20 protein-coding genes are annotated in these 19,815 nt (G+C 34.0%); all 20 read left to right on the forward strand.

Translation table 11 applies throughout. From position 1 onward, the window contains the following. The first annotated feature begins 71 nt into the window (after positions 1–71). Positions 72–1,022 carry a malate dehydrogenase gene (gene mdh / locus ACP5FO_RS04610; RefSeq protein ID WP_428106548.1) on the forward strand — a complete coding sequence of 317 codons (951 nt, stop codon included), beginning with the start codon at positions 72–74 and terminating at the stop codon, positions 1,020–1,022. Between the two features lie 19 nt (positions 1,023–1,041). Then, on the forward strand, positions 1,042–1,890 hold the full coding sequence (locus ACP5FO_RS04615) for a fumarate hydratase (RefSeq protein ID WP_428106546.1): 849 nt from the start codon (positions 1,042–1,044) through the stop codon (positions 1,888–1,890). A gap of 9 nt (positions 1,891–1,899) precedes the next feature. Then, on the forward strand, positions 1,900–2,460 hold the full coding sequence (locus ACP5FO_RS04620) for a Fe-S-containing hydro-lyase (RefSeq protein ID WP_428106543.1): 561 nt from the start codon (positions 1,900–1,902) through the stop codon (positions 2,458–2,460). A 90-nt stretch (positions 2,461–2,550) separates the two neighbouring features. Further along, positions 2,551–2,925 (forward strand): succinate dehydrogenase, cytochrome b556 subunit, encoded by a 375-nt coding sequence (gene sdhC, locus ACP5FO_RS04625; protein ID WP_428106541.1) that lies wholly within the window; start codon positions 2,551–2,553, stop codon positions 2,923–2,925. Positions 2,926–2,935: 10 nt separating this feature from the next. Beyond that, positions 2,936–3,316, forward strand: a complete 381-nt coding sequence (locus ACP5FO_RS04630) for a succinate dehydrogenase, hydrophobic membrane anchor protein (protein WP_291492415.1) — start codon at positions 2,936–2,938, stop codon at positions 3,314–3,316. 12 nt (positions 3,317–3,328) lie between these two features. Continuing rightward, entirely contained in the window at positions 3,329–5,140 is a 1,812-nt protein-coding gene (gene sdhA / locus ACP5FO_RS04635; protein ID WP_428106537.1) for a succinate dehydrogenase flavoprotein subunit, read from the forward strand. A gap of 11 nt (positions 5,141–5,151) precedes the next feature. Further along, positions 5,152–5,874, forward strand: coding sequence for a succinate dehydrogenase iron-sulfur subunit (locus ACP5FO_RS04640; RefSeq protein ID WP_428106531.1), 723 nt, complete (start codon positions 5,152–5,154; stop codon positions 5,872–5,874). An 85-nt stretch (positions 5,875–5,959) separates the two neighbouring features. After that, complete coding sequence (gene alr / locus ACP5FO_RS04645) at positions 5,960–7,072, forward strand: alanine racemase (RefSeq protein ID WP_428106529.1); 1,113 nt, start codon at positions 5,960–5,962, stop codon at positions 7,070–7,072. Positions 7,073–7,074: 2 nt separating this feature from the next. Next, on the forward strand, positions 7,075–7,842 hold the full coding sequence (locus ACP5FO_RS04650) for an MlaE family ABC transporter permease (protein WP_428106524.1): 768 nt from the start codon (positions 7,075–7,077) through the stop codon (positions 7,840–7,842). Between the two features lies 1 nt (position 7,843). Beyond that, on the forward strand, positions 7,844–8,575 hold the full coding sequence (locus ACP5FO_RS04655) for an ABC transporter ATP-binding protein (RefSeq protein ID WP_428106518.1): 732 nt from the start codon (positions 7,844–7,846) through the stop codon (positions 8,573–8,575). Between the two features lie 3 nt (positions 8,576–8,578). After that, positions 8,579–10,006, forward strand: coding sequence for an MlaD family protein (locus ACP5FO_RS04660; protein ID WP_428157085.1), 1,428 nt, complete (start codon positions 8,579–8,581; stop codon positions 10,004–10,006). 9 nt (positions 10,007–10,015) lie between these two features. Continuing rightward, a complete protein-coding gene (gene thrC, locus ACP5FO_RS04665) occupies positions 10,016–11,368 on the forward strand; it encodes a threonine synthase (protein ID WP_428157086.1) in 1,353 nt (450 codons plus the stop codon). Between the two features lie 44 nt (positions 11,369–11,412). Then, the gene (locus ACP5FO_RS04670) at positions 11,413–12,771 is read left to right on the forward strand and encodes an FAD-binding oxidoreductase (RefSeq protein ID WP_428157087.1); all 1,359 of its coding nucleotides are present in this window, start codon (positions 11,413–11,415) and stop codon (positions 12,769–12,771) included. After that, entirely contained in the window at positions 12,771–14,027 is a 1,257-nt protein-coding gene (locus tag ACP5FO_RS04675; protein WP_428157088.1) for a (Fe-S)-binding protein, read from the forward strand. The genes ACP5FO_RS04670 and ACP5FO_RS04675 overlap by 1 nt, the downstream gene beginning before the upstream one ends. A 1-nt stretch (position 14,028) precedes the next feature. Beyond that, positions 14,029–14,898 carry a UTP--glucose-1-phosphate uridylyltransferase GalU gene (galU, locus tag ACP5FO_RS04680; RefSeq protein WP_428106494.1) on the forward strand — a complete coding sequence of 290 codons (870 nt, stop codon included), beginning with the start codon at positions 14,029–14,031 and terminating at the stop codon, positions 14,896–14,898. After that, positions 14,891–16,147, forward strand: coding sequence for a serine--tRNA ligase (gene serS, locus ACP5FO_RS04685; protein ID WP_428157089.1), 1,257 nt, complete (start codon positions 14,891–14,893; stop codon positions 16,145–16,147). The genes galU and serS overlap by 8 nt, the downstream gene beginning before the upstream one ends. Then, positions 16,144–16,857, forward strand: a complete 714-nt coding sequence (gene pgeF, locus ACP5FO_RS04690) for a peptidoglycan editing factor PgeF (protein ID WP_428157090.1) — start codon at positions 16,144–16,146, stop codon at positions 16,855–16,857. Before serS ends, pgeF begins: the two co-directional genes overlap by 4 nt. A gap of 6 nt (positions 16,858–16,863) precedes the next feature. Continuing rightward, positions 16,864–17,556 carry a zinc dependent phospholipase C family protein gene (locus ACP5FO_RS04695; RefSeq protein ID WP_428157091.1) on the forward strand — a complete coding sequence of 231 codons (693 nt, stop codon included), beginning with the start codon at positions 16,864–16,866 and terminating at the stop codon, positions 17,554–17,556. Positions 17,557–17,597: 41 nt separating this feature from the next. Beyond that, positions 17,598–18,842, forward strand: a complete 1,245-nt coding sequence (gene rho / locus ACP5FO_RS04700) for a transcription termination factor Rho (protein WP_428106564.1) — start codon at positions 17,598–17,600, stop codon at positions 18,840–18,842. Positions 18,843–18,871: 29 nt separating this feature from the next. Beyond that, positions 18,872–19,756 carry a tRNA dihydrouridine synthase gene (locus ACP5FO_RS04705; protein ID WP_428106482.1) on the forward strand — a complete coding sequence of 295 codons (885 nt, stop codon included), beginning with the start codon at positions 18,872–18,874 and terminating at the stop codon, positions 19,754–19,756. The last annotated feature ends 59 nt before the right edge of the window (positions 19,757–19,815 follow it).

Below are 19,815 nucleotides of genomic sequence, written 5' to 3' on the forward strand. Positions count from 1 at the left end.
AAAAAGATTGACAAAAAAACTCAAATTGAATATAGTTTAGACAGATTTAATTTTAATTCAGGAGGTTTTATATGTTGGCAAATGCTAAAATTAGCGTTATTGGTGCAGGTCAGGTTGGTGCCACAACAGCAGTGAGGATTGCAGAAAAAGAGTTGGCAAGGCAGGTTGTTTTGGTAGACATAGTTGAAGGTTTACCGCAAGGCAAAGCCTTAGATGAGATGGAAGCATCACCCATTGAAGGCTTTGATACAGAAATTATAGGCACAAACGATTACAAAGACACAGAAAATTCAGATATCGTTGTAATTACTTCTGGACTACCAAGAAAACCTGGTATGTCAAGGGATGATTTACTAAGTGTTAATGTCAAAATCGTTAAAGAAGTTACAGAGCAAGTAGCTAAGTATTCTCCAAATTCTATCATTATAGTAGTTACAAACCCATTAGACGCTATGGTTTACACAGCAAGCAAGGTAAGTGGTTTTGCGGATAACAAAGTACTAGGCCAAGCAGGATGTTTAGATTCGACTCGATTTAAGAGATTCATTGCATGGGAAGCAGGCGTTAGCGTAAAGTCTGTTGAAGCTATGACGCTTGGTGGTCATGGTGATGATATGGTGCCTTTAGTTAGTTACTCTACAATTAGAGGTGTTCCAATTAGTCAGTTTTTCACAAAAGAACAAATTGATAGACTTGTAGATAGGACTAGAAATGGCGGTGGCGAGATAGTAAAATTACTAAAAACCGGTTCAGCATTCTATGCTACAAGTTCTGCTGTAGTACAAATGATTGACTCAATTGTAAGGGATAAAAAAGATGTTCTGCCATGTGCTGTTAAAACTCAGGGTAAATATAGTTTAGGGAAAGATTTATTTGTGGGCTTGCCAGTTAAATTGGGAATATCTGGAATAGAAGAAATAGTAGAGCTTAAAATATCAGATGAAGAATTAAAAGCACTAAAAGTTTCAGCGGACCATGTAAAAGAATTATGCAATAGAGTAGAAGAACTAAAACTTTTATAAATATATAGAAGGTGATCTTATGTCTAATATTAGAGAAATAGATGTGTCTTTAGTTGAAGATGCTATTTACAATTTAGCAATTGAAGCCGGTTATAAATTGCCAGAGGATATTCATGAGAAAGAAAAAGAAGCTCTAAAAAAAGAGAAGTCTTCTGTTGGCAAGGCAGTTTTGGAAACAATATTGCAAAATGTTGAAGTATCGGCACAAGGGATTTTTCCTTTGTGCCAGGATACAGGTTTAGCGGTAATTTTTATGGAGATTGGTCAGGATGTGCATTTTGTAGGTGGTAATCTAATAGAGGCAATAAATAAGGGTGTTGAAAGGGCCTACAAGGATGCATATTTAAGAAAGTCTTCATGTGACCCGCTTACAAGAAAAAATTTAGGCAATAACCTGCCAGCAATAGTTCACACATTTATCGTACAAGGTGATAAAGTTAAAATTTTCTTTGATGCAAAAGGCGGTGGTAGCGAATCAATGAGCAAAGTTCAGATGCTAAAGCCAGCTGACGGCAGAGATGGCATAATTAAAACTGTGGTTGATTGGGTAATAGAAGCTGGTCCAAATCCATGTCCGCCGACTATAATCGGTGTAGGTATTGGGGGTGATTTTGAACGCAGTGCAATACTTGCCAAAAAAGCAACACTAAGGCATTTAGGAGAAAAGAACTCAGATCCAAGATTAGCAGAAATGGAAGAAGAAATTCTTACAAAATTAAATAACTCTGGTATTGGACCAGCGGGTCTTGGTGGTATTACAACATCACTTGGGGTGCATATAGAGATGGAGCCTTGCCATATAGCAACGCTGCCTTTGGCTATAAATACAGCATGCCATGTAAATAGGCACAAAGAAACTTTAATTTGAGGAGTTTTTATGGCAGAATATAAATTAAAGACACCATTAACAGATGAAGATATACTAAAGCTTAAAGCAGGTGATAAAGTTTATCTAAGCGGAGTTGTATATACGGGTAGAGATGCTGCACACATGCGTATGATAGAAACTTTAAAAAAAGGTGGAGAATTACCTTTTGATCCCAAAGGTCAGGTTATCTATTATGTAGGCCCAAGTCCAGCAAGGCCAGGCTATCCCATTGGCTCGGCTGGACCTACTACAAGCTACAGGATGAATCCATTTGCACCAATACTAATTGCTCAAAAAGGCTTAAAGGGTATGATAGGCAAAGGTAAAATGAGTCAGGAAGTTAAAGATGCTTGCGTCAAACACAAAGCGGTTTATTTTGCTAGCATAGGCGGCGCAGCAGCTGTTGTAGGCAGTGCAATTAAAAAAGCTGAAGTTATAGCTTACGATGATTTAGGTCCAGAAGCGGTAAGAAAACTTGAGGTTGAAGATATGCCTGTTTTTGTCTGTTATGATGCTTATGGAAATGACCTTTATGAGCTTGCAAAAAAAGAGTGGGCTAATAAATTATGAAATACTTGACATTTTATAAATTTTTAATTAGTATTCTAACAAATTTAAAAAAAGGGGGTTTGAGGCTAAAGTTTTAGCCGAGTAACGCTTATGAATTGGTATCAGCCAAGTGCATCGTACAAGTGGCACGAAGGTTTTGTAGCTTGGGTTTTGCATAGAATAACAGGGCTGTTGTTAATTTTGTACCTTTTTGCCCATGAATGGGTAATCTCTACTCTTCAAAATCCACAAAGCTATTCTCAGGCTATGGGAGTTCTTGAAAGCCCTATATTTAAGTTATTAGAAGTTGGTTTGTGGCTTGTAGCAGCATATCATGCTGTAAATGGCTTAAGGGTAGTACTTGTTAATTTTGCAGGTGCAGCTGAGCGCAGCAATTACAAAACTAACGTATGGATTTTTTGGGTTATTTTTGCCTTAGTTTTTATAGCAGGCGCTATACCTATGTTAATGGGTTTGGCTGGCTAGGAGGTAGATTATGGAATACATGAGAGGATATATTGATAGGTATCAGGGCAGTAGCAAATCAGGTGAATTTAACTGGCTAATGCAAAGAGTTTCTGGTGTTGCTTTATTATTTTTGCTTCTTGGACATTTTTTTATACAGCATTTTATCAGTGCCCCGGTTGGTGGTGCAGGTTATGCTGCAGTAGCTGCAAGACTTTCTGATTTAGGATGGAAGCTTTTTGATATGACATTTGTGACATTTGCTCTTTATCATGGTATAAATGGTATATTTATGGTTATAGAAGATTATGTTTATTCTGGATGGAGGGTTTTTTGGAAAGGATTTTTTTGGGTAGTTGGCGTACTGTACTGGGTTTTAGCTGCGCTAACAATTATACCATTTAAGGGCTAAAAGGAGGCTAATGTGGCTGATATAAAAGTAAAACTTGAGGTTTTTGATGTTATTATAGTTGGTGCTGGCGGTGCAGGTTTGGCAGCTGCTGTGCAAACTGGACTTGCTAGACTAAAAACTGCTGTTATTACAGAAGTTTATCCAACAAGATCTCATACTGTATCTGCTCAAGGTGGTATTGCAGCTTCTCTTGGAAATATGGAAGAAGACCACTGGATCTGGCATATGTATGATACTGTTAAAGGTTCTGATTATTTAGGTGATCAAGATGCTATAGAAGAATTCATTAAGCACGCACCAGAAACCGTATATGAGCTTGAACATTGGGGCGTGCCGTTTTCAAGGAATGAAAATGGTACAATTTATCAAAGGCGATTTGGTGGACATACAAGAAATTTTGGCGAGGCCGCAGTTCAAAGAGCATGTGCAGTAGCAGATAGATCCGGCCATGCATTGCTACACGCATTGTTTGAAAGAACTCTAAGACCAGATATAGTCCAATACGTGAGCTACTATACAGAATATTTTGCCCTAGAATTGTTTAGAGATAAAGAAACAGGTAAAGCTATTGGAATTTTAGCCTGGGATATGGTAAATGGTGGTATTACAATGTTTTTTGGGCAAGCAGTAATTTTTGCAACTGGTGGTAATACAAGAAACTATAGAACTGGTACCAACGCTCATGTTAATACTGGAGACGGTTGGAAGCTATGTTTAAAAGCCGGAGTACCAATTGAAGATCCAGAGTTTATTCAATTTCACCCAACAGGTATTTATGGTGTTGGCAACCTGATAACAGAAGGTGTTAGAGGTGAAGGTGGTTATTTAGTCAATGGTCTTGGTGAGCGTTTTATGCCAAAATACGCACCTAAGGTAATGGATTTGGCATCACGTGATGTAGTCTCCCGTTCTATGGCAACAGAAATTAGAGAAGGTAGAGGCGTGGGTCCCAAGAAAGACCATATATTACTAAAATTAGACCATTTAGGCAAAGATTTGATTATGTCAAGACTTCCAGGTATCTGGGAGCTAGCATATAAATTTGTAGGTGTGGATTGTACAAAAGAACCCATACCAGTTCAACCAACAGCTCACTATCATATGGGTGGTATACCTACTAATATAAAAGGTGAAGTTGTAGATTGGGATGGCAAAAATGAAGTTAGAATACCAGGGCTTTATGCAGGTGGAGAGTGTGCTTGTCAATCAGTGCATGGTGCAAACAGGTTGGGTTGCAATTCCTTGCTTGACATAGTTGTAAATGGCAAACAAGCAGGTGTAAATGCTGCAAGGTATATTCTAGAAGAAAGACCAGAATTTCCGTTGCCACCTCTTGAAAATATAGCTGAAGAATATGGCAAAGAAACTATTGAACAGATTAAAGCTTATTTTGATGGTGGTCCAGGTGAAGTAAAGATGGATGATATTTGGGAGAGACTAAGAGATTCCATGCAGCACAATATGTCTGTGTTTAGAATAGAAAGTGGAATGAAAGAAGAATTGAAGGAGATAGATAGTTATTTTGAAGAGTTTAAAAAAGTTGGTATGACAGACAAAAGCCCATATTTCAACACTGAGTTGATTGAGCTACTTGAGCTTGAATCTTTGCTTTATGTCTCAAAAATAGAAACGGAAGCTGCACTTGCAAGACAAGAAAGCCGCGGTGGTCATTTTAGGGATGATTACCCAGAAAGGGATGATGTTAACTGGCATAAACATACCCTTGTTAGATGGAAAGATGGTAAAGTAGAACTTGATTACAAACCTGTTAGAATGAAAGGTGCAACTGCGCCAACATTCCCACCAAAGAAAAGGGTATATTAAGGAGGGGTAAGATGGCATTTGATGTTGGAGATAAAGTAATATTTAAGATATTTAGGTATGATCCTGCAAAAGATAAGACTCCTTATTTCAAAGATTATGAAGTTACAATAGAGAAAAAAGGTATGATGGTGCTTGATGGATTAAACCAAATCAAGTGGCATATAGATGGATCTTTAAGCTACAGAAGAAGCTGTAGGGAAGGTGTGTGCGGTTCTGATGGTATGAATATAAATGGTATGAATACAACCTCTTGCATGGCTCACATTGAGGACTACAATAGCAATGTTTTAACTATTAAGCCATTGCCAGGTATGCCTGTTATTAAAGATTTGGTATGCGATTTTGAAGATTTTTTTAATAAATACTATACAGTAAAGCCATATTTGATTGAAAAAACACCACCACCAGGTATTGAAAGATTGCAGAGTATTGAAGACAGAGCAAAAGTTGATGGTTTATATGAGTGCATACTATGCGGTTGCTGTACAAGCTCTTGTCCTTCCTATTGGGCAGACAGGGATTATTTAGGACCAAGTGCATTAATTAATGCTGCGCGTTTTGTTATGGATACAAGAGATGAAGGCAGCGATGAGAGACTTGACGCTGTAAACAATATACACGGTGTATGGCGATGCCATACTATCTTAAACTGTATACATGCTTGTCCAAAAGAATTAAATCCTACAAAAGCTATAGCTTCACTTCAAAAAGAGATTCTAAAAAGAACATACTAATTTTAAGAGGGGTGTATTCACCCTTCTTTTTTTTATTTTAAAAAATCAAATTTTATGGTAATATGTTTAGCGAAGGTAGCTATCAATGTATGAAGTTAGTAAGGAAATTAGATTAAGCTCAATAGTTAGTAATTTTCAAAGCATTGCAGATCATGTAGGCAAAAGTATTGATATTATACCAGTAATAAAGGCCGATGCCTATGGTCATGGCGCATTGGAGGTAGCTTTAAAGCTTAGCGAGTTTGTTAATAGCTATTTTGCGGTGGCTTGCACACAAGAAGCTATTGATTTGAGAAAAAAAAATATCAAGAAAGATATATTAGTATTGAGTAATGCAGGCTTTGATGATATAGAAAAGCTATACGATTATAATCTTACACCAGTTATACATAATTTTACAATTTTAGAAAGTATTATAGAGTTTTCAAAATCCAAAAAATATAGATTTCCTATTCATATAAAGTTTAATACGGGTATGAATAGATTGGGTTTTTGTCAAATTGACTTAGATAAAATTTTTGAACTTTACAAAAAAAATAAAGAATATATTAATATAATAGGAATTATGTCACATTTTTTAAGTTCAGAGTCAGATACAAACATAACAAATAAACAAATCAATGAATTTGAATATATAGTTAATACCATAAAATTTAGTGATTTAGATGTTAGATACTACCACATAGCAAATAGCGGTGGTGTGCTAAACAATAAAAATGCCCATTTTAATGCCGTGAGAGTCGGTATTTCTCTTTATGGTTATTATCCAAACAAAGAAGAACAGAATAAAATTAAATTAAAGCCAGCTATGAGTATTAAGAGTTTTATTTTAAGCAAACAAAAATTAAAAAAGGGTGAAGGTGTAAGTTATGGACCAAGTTTTGTAGCTGATAATGATATGGAAATAGCTATTGTGGCATTTGGTTATGCTGATGGACTGTTTAGGCTATTGTCTAACAAATTTAGCGTTATTCTGAATGACAAGTTATGTAAAAGTATTGGTACTATTTGCATGGATATGTTTGCTATAGATGTTAGTGGTATTAAAACAAATATTGGTGATGAGGTTATTATTATGGGCGAAAGTAAAACTTGTAAAGTTGACGCAGATGACTTAGCAGTTTTTGCGTCCACCATAAGCTACGAAATCCTTACCAATATAGGTAAAAGTTCAAGAGTAAAAAGGGTTTATATTTAAAGATGTTTATTTTTACGTTTTTAGGTAGCTTAATAGTTAACTTTATAGATCAGTTGGGCGGTGTTGTTATACTAGCAGTAAACGCTATTTTGAACGTATTTAAGGGCTCTCTTAGATTAAAGCAAACTATAGATCAGTTTTATGCAATAGGAGTTACTTCTAGTTTTATTGTAATTTTGACCTCTCTTTTTATTGGTATGGTAGAAGCGTTACAGATTTACCATGGTTTTCAAAAGTTTGGTGCAGAAAACATGATAGGCTACACTGTGGCAGTATCTTTAGGGCGGGAGCTTTCTCCTGTATTTACTGCTTTGATGATAGTAGCAAGAAATATATCTGCAATGAGTGCAGAGATTGGTACAATGAAAATTACAGAACAGATAGATGCTATGGAAGTTATGGCAGTTGACCCTATAAATTATATTGTTACTCCAAGAATTGTTGCAACTGTAGTAATGCTGCCATTTTTAGTTGCTTTGTCTAATGTTGTGGGTAATATTGGCGGCTATGTTGTGGGTGTTTTTATACTAAAAGTCAGTTCAGTATCTTATATTGATAACATAAAACAATATCTTGAATTAAGCGATTTAACATATGGTTTTATTAAAGCTGCTATATTCGGTCTTATTATTTCATCTATTGGTTGCTATATGGGATTTAATACAACAAAAGGAGCAAAAGGTGTTGGTTTATCTACAACAAAAGCTGTTGTAGTATCAAGTGTTGCAATTTTAGTTGCAGATTATATTTTATCGGCATTTTTGTTTTAATATGATTGAAATTAAAAATTTGAGAAAAGCTTTTGGCAATCAGGTAGTTTTAAACAATTTAGATCTAAAAATAGAAGCAGGTAAAATAACAGTGATATTGGGCAAAAGTGGCCAGGGTAAAAGTGTCTTAATTAAAAGTATTATAGGTACATTAAAACCAGATTCCGGTAAAATACTGTTTGATAATAAAAATCTGCTGGATATGAAATTGTCAGAATTTAACAAAATAAGAATGAAATTTGGTGTGCTCTTTCAAGAAGCTGCCTTGTTTGATTCGATGAATGTTTTTGAGAATGTAGCATTTCCTGTTATTGAGCATAATTTTTTTGATAAAAAAGCAATAAAAGACGAGGTTGGACATGTGTTGAGCCTGGTTGAGCTAGAAGATGTAGAAGAAAAATATCCTAGCGAGCTTTCTGGTGGCATGAAAAAACGTGTTGGTTTGGCAAGAGCTATTATTACAAAACCAGAAATAATTTTCTTCGATGAGCCGACGACTGGCTTAGATCCAATTGTTTCGTATTCAATGGCAAAGCTTATTAGAGATATGAAAACCAAACTAAATACTACCTGTTTAGTTATAACGCATGATCTAGATGTGGCAAACTTGATTGCTGATTTTGTAGGTTTTTTAGATGGCGGGAAAATTATAGAGTTTGATGAAAAGGAAAATTTCTTTAAATCAAATTCTCCAATTGTTAGAGAGTTTTTAGATGCATTTAAGGGAGGCTGATTAATGAAAAAAGAGACAATAATTGGGCTATTTGCTTTTGCTATAATAGTATTATTTGGGATAATGACTATAAAATTGGGAAAGTTAAGCCTTACAAAAAAACCCACATATACGCTTTATGCAACATTTTCAAATGTATCTGGACTGAAAGATAAAGCTAAAGTAACAGTTTCTGGTGTTGAAGTAGGTTTTGTTAAAAATATTGAATTAACTCCCCAGGGTGCTAAAGTTGCTATGGATATTTACTCTAATTATAAAATACCAAAAGATTCAATTTGTTCAATCTCTACAACAGGCTTGCTTGGAGAAACCTACATTGAGATTACGCAAGGCAAAAGCAATATTTATTTAGCCAATAATCAGTCTTTTGTGTATACACAATCTGCTGTTGGATTAAATAATGTTGTGCGTGGTGCAAGCGAAGTGTTAAATGAGCAAAACAGAGATAATCTTGCAAAAACACTTCAAAATATTGCAGTATTAACGGCTAATTTAAATGAAGTAGTCAATGAAAACAGGGCAGCACTCAGGGCGACAATTTTAGAAGCAAAGCAGGCAATGCTTGCATTTAACCAGGCAATGTCAAATATAAACGAAACTGTTTTGCAATCCAGACCTGATTTAAAAGTAGCTCTTGAAAATGCAAAAACTTCAATGGGTAAACTCAATGCTTCTTTGAATAATATTTATGCTTTAACAGAAAATGTTAAAGAAGGTAAAGGCACCATTGGTGGTCTTATGACAAAAGATGAAATCTACAACAACATTAACAACGCAACGGCAAACATTGATGAGATTTCAAGAAAGATTAATGAAGGCAAAGGCACAGTGGGTAAGCTTGTAAACGATGAGGGTGTTTATGATAATCTAAATTCAACGCTTAAAGATTTAAAAGAATACTTTGGTCGCATGAACAGGATACTTGTGCAGGCAAATATTCAGGGCAACTACCTAACGCGCGGCGGAAATTCTATGGGTATTGCAGGTGTTAATATATATACAGCACCTGATAGGTTTTACAGAATTGAAGCGGTTAATGAGAAGAATTACGAAAACACACCAAATCCTTCCAGTCAAGACACAAAAACGCGCATAACTGCAGAGATGGGTAAGCGCTATAACAACATAGTTATAAGAGGCGGCATTATTGAGTCAACTTTTGGCGTTGGTGCTGATTACTATGTTACACCCAATCTGAAATTAACAGCAGATGCATTTGATTTTAATCACTCAAATGATATTAGAGACCATAATGCACAAGTTAGGGTCCAAGCTTCTTATAGAATTTTGAGGCATTTTTACCTGTATGGTGGTGTTAATGACTTATTAAATAGCCAGTCAAGATCGCCTTTTATAGGCTTGGGTATGAAATTTACAAACGAAGATTTGAAATACTTTGCAGGGGCTGCAAGCAGTATACCGCATAATTAAGGAGAATATATGTTTTATAAAAGCACGCGATGTGGTGTAGATAAGATTAGCTTTAAAGATGCAATAATGATGGGTCTTGCAACTGATGGTGGGCTTATTGTGCCAGAGTATGTGCCAAAACTTTCCCCACATGATTTAAAAAAGCAGGACTTTAAATCTATTGCATTTGAGATATTCAAGCTCTACATAGGCGATATAAGAGAAGATAAAATATACGAGCTTATTGATAAAAGCTACTCTGCTTTTGATGATAGTGAAATTACACCTTTGAAGCAGTTTGATGATTTATATATATTGGAGTTATTCCATGGTCCAACTTATGCATTTAAAGACATTGCTTTGCAGTTTTTAGGCAACCTTTTTGAGTATATTTTAGATGAGAGCAATCAAACATTGAATGTGCTTGGCGCTACAAGTGGTGATACAGGTAGCGCAGCAATTTATGGACTTAAAGGTAAGAAAAACGTCAAAGTATTTATACTTTATCCTAAAAATGGTGTAAGCCCAACTCAAGAACTTCAAATGTGTGATATTGAAGACGAAAATGTTTTTCCAATAGCCATAAATGGTACCTTTGATGATTGCCAGAATATCATAAAGGAAATTTTTAAAGACAATGCATTTAAAGAAAAGTACCATTTAGGCTCTATCAATTCTATTAATTTTGCCCGAATTTTAGCTCAGATTGTATATTATTATTATGCGTTTTTAAAAGTAGGTAAAAATGTATTGTTCAGTGTCCCAACGGGCAACTTCGGTGATATATTTGCTGGATATTTAGCAAAATTAATGGGTTTGCCAGTAGAAAAACTTATTTTAGCCACAAACGAAAATGATGTATTATATAGGTTTGCACGCTTCGGTGATTATTCAAAGCAAAATGTTAAAAAAACGTTAAGCCCATCTATGGACATACAACTTGCCAGTAACTTTGAAAGGTATATTTATTACTTATACAATCAAGATTGCAATAAAGTTAAAGATTTAATGAGTCAATTAAACAAGAATGGTAAACTTATCTTTACAGACAAATTAAGCCAAATACAAAACGAATTTAGCTCATACAGGGTAAGCGATTGGATGATTTTGCAAACTATTAGAGATTTTTATGAAAAGTATAATTATATAATAGACCCGCACACTGCTTGTGGAGTTAAAGCAGCTTTTAGTGAAGGCAAACAAGTTGTATGTCTTGCTACTGCTCACCCTGCTAAATTTAGCGAGGTAATAGAAAATGCTTTGGGCTTCAAAATAGATTTACCTGAAAAATTAGCAAAGCTTAAAACAAAAAAAAGAAGTTTTGAGCAAGAAAACAGTATTAAAGCAATTAAACATTTTATAGAATTAAATGCTAATGTATAGCCACCATTGACTTTTTAATAACCATATTATAAATTAGGCATGACATGAAATTTGATTATTTAAAGGATTTGCTAGGAAAGCGTTTTTTAGATGAAAAAATTGATAGACTGCAGTATGCTTACGATGCCACGCAAAAAATGTATATGTCAGATTGCGTGGTATTTCCAAAAAACACTGAAGAAGTAAGCAAAATAGTAAAGTTTGCAAACGAAAATAAAATACCTGTTGTTGCAAGAGGTTGTGCAAGTGGCTTTAGTGGTGGAGCTTTAAATATTGATGGTGGGATTGCGCTTTCAATGGAACTTATGAATAATATAATAGAGATTGATTTAGATAATTTGATTGCTACAGTTGAGCCTGGTGTTGTAAATTACGATTTACAAGTAAAATTAAAGCCGTTTGGTCTGTTTTTTCCACCGGATCCTTCAAGCTGGAAGTTTTCATCAATTGGTGGTAATATAGCAGAAAATGCAGGTGGTCCAAAAGCGGTTAAGTATGGGGTAGTTAAAGATTGGGTTTTAGGTTTAGAAGTGGTGCTTGCAGATGGTTCTATAATTAATGTTGGATCTAAAAATGTTAAAGATGTTGCAGGATACAATTTAACACAGCTATTTGTAGGTAGTGAAGGAACACTAGGTATTATAACAAAAGCGCTATTGAAGTTACATCCAATTGCACAAGGTAGTCAAACATTGCAAGCTACTTTTTATGATATGAGCTTTGCAGCTAAAACTGTAAGTGATATAATAAAAAATAAGATTATACCGAGTTCTCTGGAATTTGTTGATCATCAGGCGATACTAACTGTTGAAGATGCGCTCAAAGCTGGCCTTCCAACTGATGCTGATGCCATTTTGATTATTGAGATAGAGGGCTCTAAGTTTCAAATTAAAGAAGACTTAGAAAAAATTGTTGAAATTTGTAAACAAAATGGTGCTGAGGTTAAAATAGCCCATTCAGTAGAAGAAGAAGAAAGCGTTTGGCTTGCAAGAAGGTCAATTTCACCTACGCTAAAGCGCATTGCAGATGGCAAACTGAACGAAGATATAGTTGTGCCACGCTCTAAAATTGCTGAGATGATTAAAAAAACTCAAGAAATTGGAAAAAAGTACAATGTTGTAATAGTCAATTTTGGTCATGCAGGTGATGGTAATATTCATACAAATATCATGTACAATATTAAAGATAAAGATGAGGAAAAAAGGGCATTTAAAGCAATGGATGAAGTTTTTGATGAATGTTTAAAGTTAGGTGGTTCTATTAGCGGTGAGCATGGTATTGGTATAACCAAGCAAGATTATCTGGAGCGCCAGGTGGGCTCAAGAACAATACAGTTATACAAACAAATAAAATATGCATTTGATCCAAACAATATACTAAACCCTCATAAAATGAAACTATAATGGATGAGAGATTAAAAAAAGAGTGGGAATCGTGCGTAAAGTGCGGTCTGTGTCGCAGCGTATGTCCCGTTTTTAAGGAATTGCGCCAGGAGCCTTTTGTTGCCCGTGGTCATATAAGTTTATTAAGTGAGTTTATAAAAGGCAACTTTGATTTTGATAGTGAAAAATCCAAAGATTATCTATATAAGTGTCTTTTATGTACCTCTTGCGTTGAAGCTTGCCCAAATGATTCTGGTACAGATACAATAGTTGAAATTGCAAGAAGGCGGATTGTAGAATTACATGGTTTGCCACTTTATAAAAAAGTAATGGCAAAAATCCTTCTCAATAGGAACCTTATGGATTTAAGTGCTCTAAGCGCAAATTTATTATCTGTTTTTTTATTTAACAAAAATACAAATACATCAAGACAGTCTAATAGCTTAAAAATAAAATTACCTTTTGTTGATAAAGACAGACTACTACCACCTTTAGCGCCAAAAACTTTTTATCACAAATATGAAAGTTACGGGAAAAATGCAAAAATATCAATTTTCCCTGGATGCTTGATAAATTATACATATGTAAAAATAGGTGATGCTTTTATAAATATATTACATAAACTAAATATTAGCTACTTAATAGAAAAAAAAGCAAGTTGTTGCGGTGCTCCTATTTATTTTAGTGGTAATTTTGATGATGCAAAAATTCTTGCCAAAAGAAACATTGATTTATTTTACAATCAAGATATTGATTATCTGGTTGTGCTTGAGCCAACTTGCGCTAGCATGATGAAGTTTGATTATCCAAAATTATTTATGTATTTTGATGATGAAGAATACATAAAAAAAGCTACTGAATTTGCAGAAAAGATAATTGACCCGGTAAAATACCTATATGATAATACAGATATAAAAGATAGATTAAAGGACACTGGGTTAACTGTAACCTACCACGATCCATGTCACCTAAAGCGTACGCAAAAGGTTAAAAATGAACCAAGAGATTTAATAAAGCATGCTGCAAAATTTAAAGAAATGAAAGAAGCCGATAGATGTTGTGGTAATGGTGGTACATTTAGTATAGACTACAGAGATTTATCTTTGAAAATTGCTTCAAGAAAAATTGACAATATATTGGATAGTAAAGCTCAAGCACTTGTGACAGGTTGCAGTGCATGCATTATGCAATTATCAGAAGCTTTGCATATTGCAGGCCATGATGAGATAAAAACGCTACATACGCTTGAGTTAATTGATAAATCACTTGGAGGTTGACATGTCTAAAATAAGAAAAGCTGTGTTTCCGGTTGCAGGATTTGGAACCCGATTTTTGCCTGTTACTAAATCATCACCAAAAGAAATGTTGCCTTTGGTAGATAAACCTTTAATTCACTATGGCGTAAAAGAAGCAGTTGATGCAGGTATTGAACAGGTAATATTAATAACAGGCAGAGGTAAGAGGGCGATTGAAGACTATTTTGATATTTCTTTTGAGCTTGAGTTTCATTTAAAGCTGCACCACAAAGAAGAATTGATTGAAGAGATGCGTTCAATTAGCAATATGGCAGATTTTGTTTACATGCGCCAGGAAGAGCCGAAGGGTCTTGGACATGCAATCTTGAGAGCAAAAGATGTTGTGGGTAATGAACCGTTTGTTGTGATTTTGCCAGATGACATAATTATTAATGAAAAAGGTGCGATAGAGCAATTAATGGAAGTTTACAATAAATATAACTGTTCTGTGCTTGGTCTTGAAATGGTTGATCAAAAAGAAACAGACAAGTATGGGATAGTTGGTGGTATAAAATTTGAAGAAAATATATATAAACTTGACCAGTTCGTTGAAAAACCAAGCCCTCAAGAAGCACCAAGCAATATTGCTATTATTGGCAGGTATATTTTTACACCACGTATTTTTGAAGCACTACAGTCAATATCATATGGAAAAAATAATGAATTGCAATTAACCGATGCGATAAAGTTTTTATCTACAAAAGAAGCTATATATGGCAAACTGATTGAAGGCAAAAGATTTGATTGCGGATCAAAGTTAGGTTTTCTCAAAGCTACAGTTGAGCTATCCTTACAGGATGATTCAATCAAAGAAGAATTTAAACAATATTTGATAGAGGTTATAAATGCTTGATGTGAGTATTTTAAGACAAAACCCAAAATTAATTGAAGATGCCCTAAAAAAAAGAGGCAATACAAGTACAGATCTAAATAAGCTTATTGATCTTGACGAACAAATAAGAAAAATTAAATCTGAAATAGATTCGCTTTTGCACACAAGAAAGGTAATTTCTAAGGAAATTGGTACTATTAAAGCAAAAAAAGGTGATTCAAGAGAACTCGAAGCAAAAGTCAAAAGTATAGCTGCTGAAGTTGAAAACCTTGAAGAAAGTTTATCTAAAAAAAATGATGAATTTTTTTCCATGTGGCTTTTAGTGCCAAACTTAGTAGATGACGCAGTTGTGATAGGCAAAGATGAGAGCGAAAATGTTGAAATAAGAAGGGTTGGAGAGCCAAAGTTATTTGAATTTGAAGCAAAAGCCCATGATGAGATCGCAAAAGATTTGGATATTTTGGATTTTGATAGGGCTGCTAAGGTTTCTGGTAGCAGGTTTGTTTATTATAAAAATCAGGGTGCAAAATTAGAGCGAGCTTTAATCAATTTTATGCTTGATTTGCACACTAAAAATGGCTACATTGAAGTCATTGTTCCTTATATTGTAAATGAAGATAGTATGATTGGCACAGGTCAGTTTCCAAAATTTAAAGAAGAAGCCTACAATGTGGAAGGTCAATTTTTAATCCCTACAGCAGAAGTACCACTGGTTAATTTTCACAAAGATGAGATATTGAATGAATCATTGCTTCCTATTAAATATGTAGCCTACAGCGCATGTTTTAGAAAAGAAGCGGGGAGCTACGGTACAGATGTCCGTGGTATAATCAGACAGCATCAATTCAATAAAGTTGAGCTTGTGCAATTTACCAAACCTCAGGACTCATTTAATGCGTTGGAAAGTCTTACAAACCAGGCTGAATTGGTTTTAAAAGAATTAGGTTTACCTTATAGGGTAGTTATGTTGTGTAGCGGTGATTTAGGCTTTGCAAGTGCCAAAACATATGATTTGGAGGTATGGTTTCCTTCGCAAAAACGTTACAGAGAGATTTCATCTTGTTCAAATACACTTGATTTTCAAGCAAGAAGGGCTAAAATAAAAGTGAAAGGAAGTAAGGGAAATTATTACCCACATACACTAAACGGTTCTGGTGTTGCTGTTGGTAGATGTTTTGCGGCAATTTTAGAAAATTTCCAAACAAAAGACGGAAATATTAAAATACCTGAAAAATTGGTTTCTTATTATGGCAGTGAGTATTTATTATGATTTTTGAAGATGAAAGATACAGGCAATTTGGTGCACGATGCGTTTTTTTTGATAGAGAATCAGGTGTAAGCAAACCTCCTTTTGATTCTTTAAATGTCAGCTCTACTCTGGGTGATCTTGTATTAAATGTAGAAAAAAACCTTGAGATTGTTAAACAACAGCTTAATATAAGTGTGATTGCCATGTTAAACCAGGTTCACTCTGATAGGATTGTTGAGTACAATGGCGAGGTTGCTGATGCCGATGGTTTTTTTACTTATAAAAAGGGTGTATTTTTGTCTATAAAGTTTGCAGATTGCTGTCCTGTAGTATTTTTGGATACAAAAAACAAGATAATAGCAAGTGTTCATAGTGGCTGGAAGGGTGCATATTTGAAAATTTCGCAAAAAATGCTTGAAAAACTCTACAGTCTTGGCTCTAAAAGTGAAGATATTATAGTAACATTAGGTCCTCATATTTGTGAGAATTGCTATGAAGTCAAAGACGATGTTGCAAATTTATTTGACCAGAAATTTATAAAATTCAAAGATGGTAAAAAATTTTTATCACTGAGCTCATCTATAATTGAATCGTTAGTAGAAAAAGGCATTAATATGAATAATATAGTTGATTTAAAAATATGCACTTATGAAAGTAAAGATTTTTTTTCTTACAGAAGAGACAAGCTTACTGGTCGCAACATTGGTGGTGTTTTTTTGCTTGATAATTAAAAAAAAATGTATAAAATAGTATCCACATTTATGTTAATTTTCTTAACTTTTTTTATCTTTTTGCTTATACCACAAATGGCTTTTGCATGGGGGCCAGGCGTACATACACTTATATCGTTTAATTTACTCGATGAGCTTAAAGCTTATGGAAGTTTTTTTTATCCCGTTGTTTCAAACAATTTTTGGGAATTTTTATACGGTAGTTTAGCTCCAGATTTTATGGTTGCAAAAAAACTTGTATCAAAGAAAAACAACTCACACAATTTTGATTTTGCTAATAAGCTTATCAATAGTGCAAAAAATGAAAAAGAATTATCATTTGCGCTTGGGTATTTATCCCATCTGGCTTCAGATAAGATAATGCATGAAGTATTCTTGAGTGATTATAATGTTGTTAATTCTCTTGAACATATGAGTTTAGAGATTTTGTCTGATTCTTATTATTCTAGCTATTTAAACATTGTTTCGCTTGTTTTAAAGAAAAAGAGTATATTAGATAAGCCATTAAGGGCAAATCTTGGTTTGGTGATAAATACTTTCATTGGTAAAAATATTTTGAGATTGTCCACGAAAAATATTATTTCCTTAGTATCTAAAAATATTGCATTAAACAATATGAAAATTGACAAAGATATAGTTGATAATTATATAAAAGTCTCACTCAAGTTAAGCAAAGAGCGTATAGTCAAATTAAAATAATGTACTTTTAAATAGGAGGATATTAAAACTGCATGAGCGATATTAACATTGAAGATTTAAAGAAGAAGAAACTAATTGAATTGATAGAAATTGCTAAAACATTAGAGATAGCTATTGCAAGCAAAAAGAAGGAACAGTTAGTTTTTGAGATTACAAAAAAGTTATCTGAAAAGGAAGGCGTAAGCTACGGTGAAGGTGTACTTGAAATTTTACCAGATGGCTTTGGTTTTTTAAGATCTCAGAAAAACAACTATTTACCATCTCAAAACGATATATACGTATCTCCAAGCCAGATAAAAAGATTTGCGCTAAGAACAGGTGATTTTGTTTCTGGACAAATCAGAGAGCCCAAAGATAATGAAAAATACAGAGCGCTTTTGAGGGTCGAGGCTGTAGAATTTGAAGACCCAGAACACATGAAGGAACGTGATTATTTCGATAATCTAACGCCACTTTATCCAATGGAAAGGATAAAGTTGGAAGTTACAAAAGATAACATTGCAATGCGTGTAATGGATTTAATAACGCCTATTGGAAAAGGCCAAAGAGGTTTAATTGTAGCACCACCAAGAACAGGTAAGACAGTTTTGTTGCAAAATATAGCAAATAGTATTACTCAAAATCACCCTGAAGTTGTTATGATGGTTTTATTGATTGATGAAAGACCAGAAGAAGTTACAGATATGGCACGCTCTGTTAAAGCCGATGTAATAAGCTCTACATTTGATGAGCCACCAGATAGGCATATACAGGTCGCAGAAATTGTTTTAGAGCGAGCAAAAAGGCTTGTCGAAAGAAAGCTTGATGTAGTAATTTTGCTTGATTCAATAACAAGACTAGCAAGGGCATATAATGCAGTAATTCCACCAAGCGGAAAAGTTTTATCTGGCGGTTTGGATTCCAATGCTTTGCAAAAACCGAAAAGATTTTTTGGAGCAGCAAGAAATATTGAAGAAGGTGGTAGTTTAACAATTATAGCAACAGCTCTTATCGATACTGGCTCAAGAATGGATGATGTTATATTTGAAGAATTTAAAGGTACAGGCAATATGGAATTACATTTGGATAGAAATTTGTCTGATAGGCGCATTTTCCCTGCAATTGATGTAACAAGAAGCGGTACAAGAAAAGAAGAACTATTAATACTAAAAGAAGATTTAAATCGTTTATGGATATTACGCAAAGTACTTATGGAAATGAACGATGTAGATGCTATGACATTTTTGCTTGAGAAGCTTTTAAAAACGCAAAGCAATAAAGACTTTTTAGAATCCATGAATAGATGAATTTTAATTCTTGCTATTTTTTAGCCCCAATGGCTTCTTATACAGATAAGCCATTTAGGAAAATAGTAAAAGAGTATGGGGCTGGTTTAACAATTAGTGAACTGATATCAGTAAATTCTCTGCACTATAATAATTCAAAAGCTTTGCTATTGGCAAGTCGGAATATTGAAGAAACACCATTTGCTATCCAATTGTTTGGTTATGATATAGATTTGTTTGTTGAATCTGCAAAAAAAATCGAATCAATGTGTGATATTATAGATATTAATGCAGGTTGCCCTGTACCAAAAGTTATTAAAGCAAAAGCCGGTGCTTATTTACTTAAAGAAAAAAAACATTTGATAGACATTGTAGAAGCTTTAAAAAAAAATGTAAAAAAGCCGGTAAGCGTAAAATTAAGGATGGGTTTTGATGCAGAAAGTATTAACAATATTTATTTTTATAAAGATTTAGAGAATGCAGGTTGTGACATGGTAACAATACACGCTCGCTTAAGAAACGGCTTTTACAGCTCAAGTGTTGACTATGAACATATAGCACTTGTGTGCAGTCATTTAAAAATACCTGTTGTAGCAAATGGAGCCATTGATTCATTTGAAAAATTAAAAGAAGTTAAAGAGATAACACATTGTAAATACTTTATGATAGGGCAAGCAGCATTAAAAAAACCTTACATTTTTGAAGACTTAATTAATGAGTGTGACAGCATAAAGAGCCTTGATTACATTAAAAAACTTATGTTAAAGCATCTTGACTTGATGATAAAAGAATATGGTGATTACGCCAATAAATTATTTAGAAAATTTGCCCACAAGTATCTAGCTGGCTACAAAAATGCAAAATTAATTAATTACCAAATAAATAATTGTCCAAATATTAAAGAACTTTTTAATATTATTAACTCTGTAAAATAATAAACAAAAATTATTGACAAAAATTAATAAACTTAGTATAAATTAGGAAGATTGTATAT

Origin of the sequence: Desulfurella sp., from assembly GCF_049977265.1 — a bacterium.
GTDB lineage: Bacteria > Campylobacterota_A > Desulfurellia > Desulfurellales > Desulfurellaceae > Desulfurella.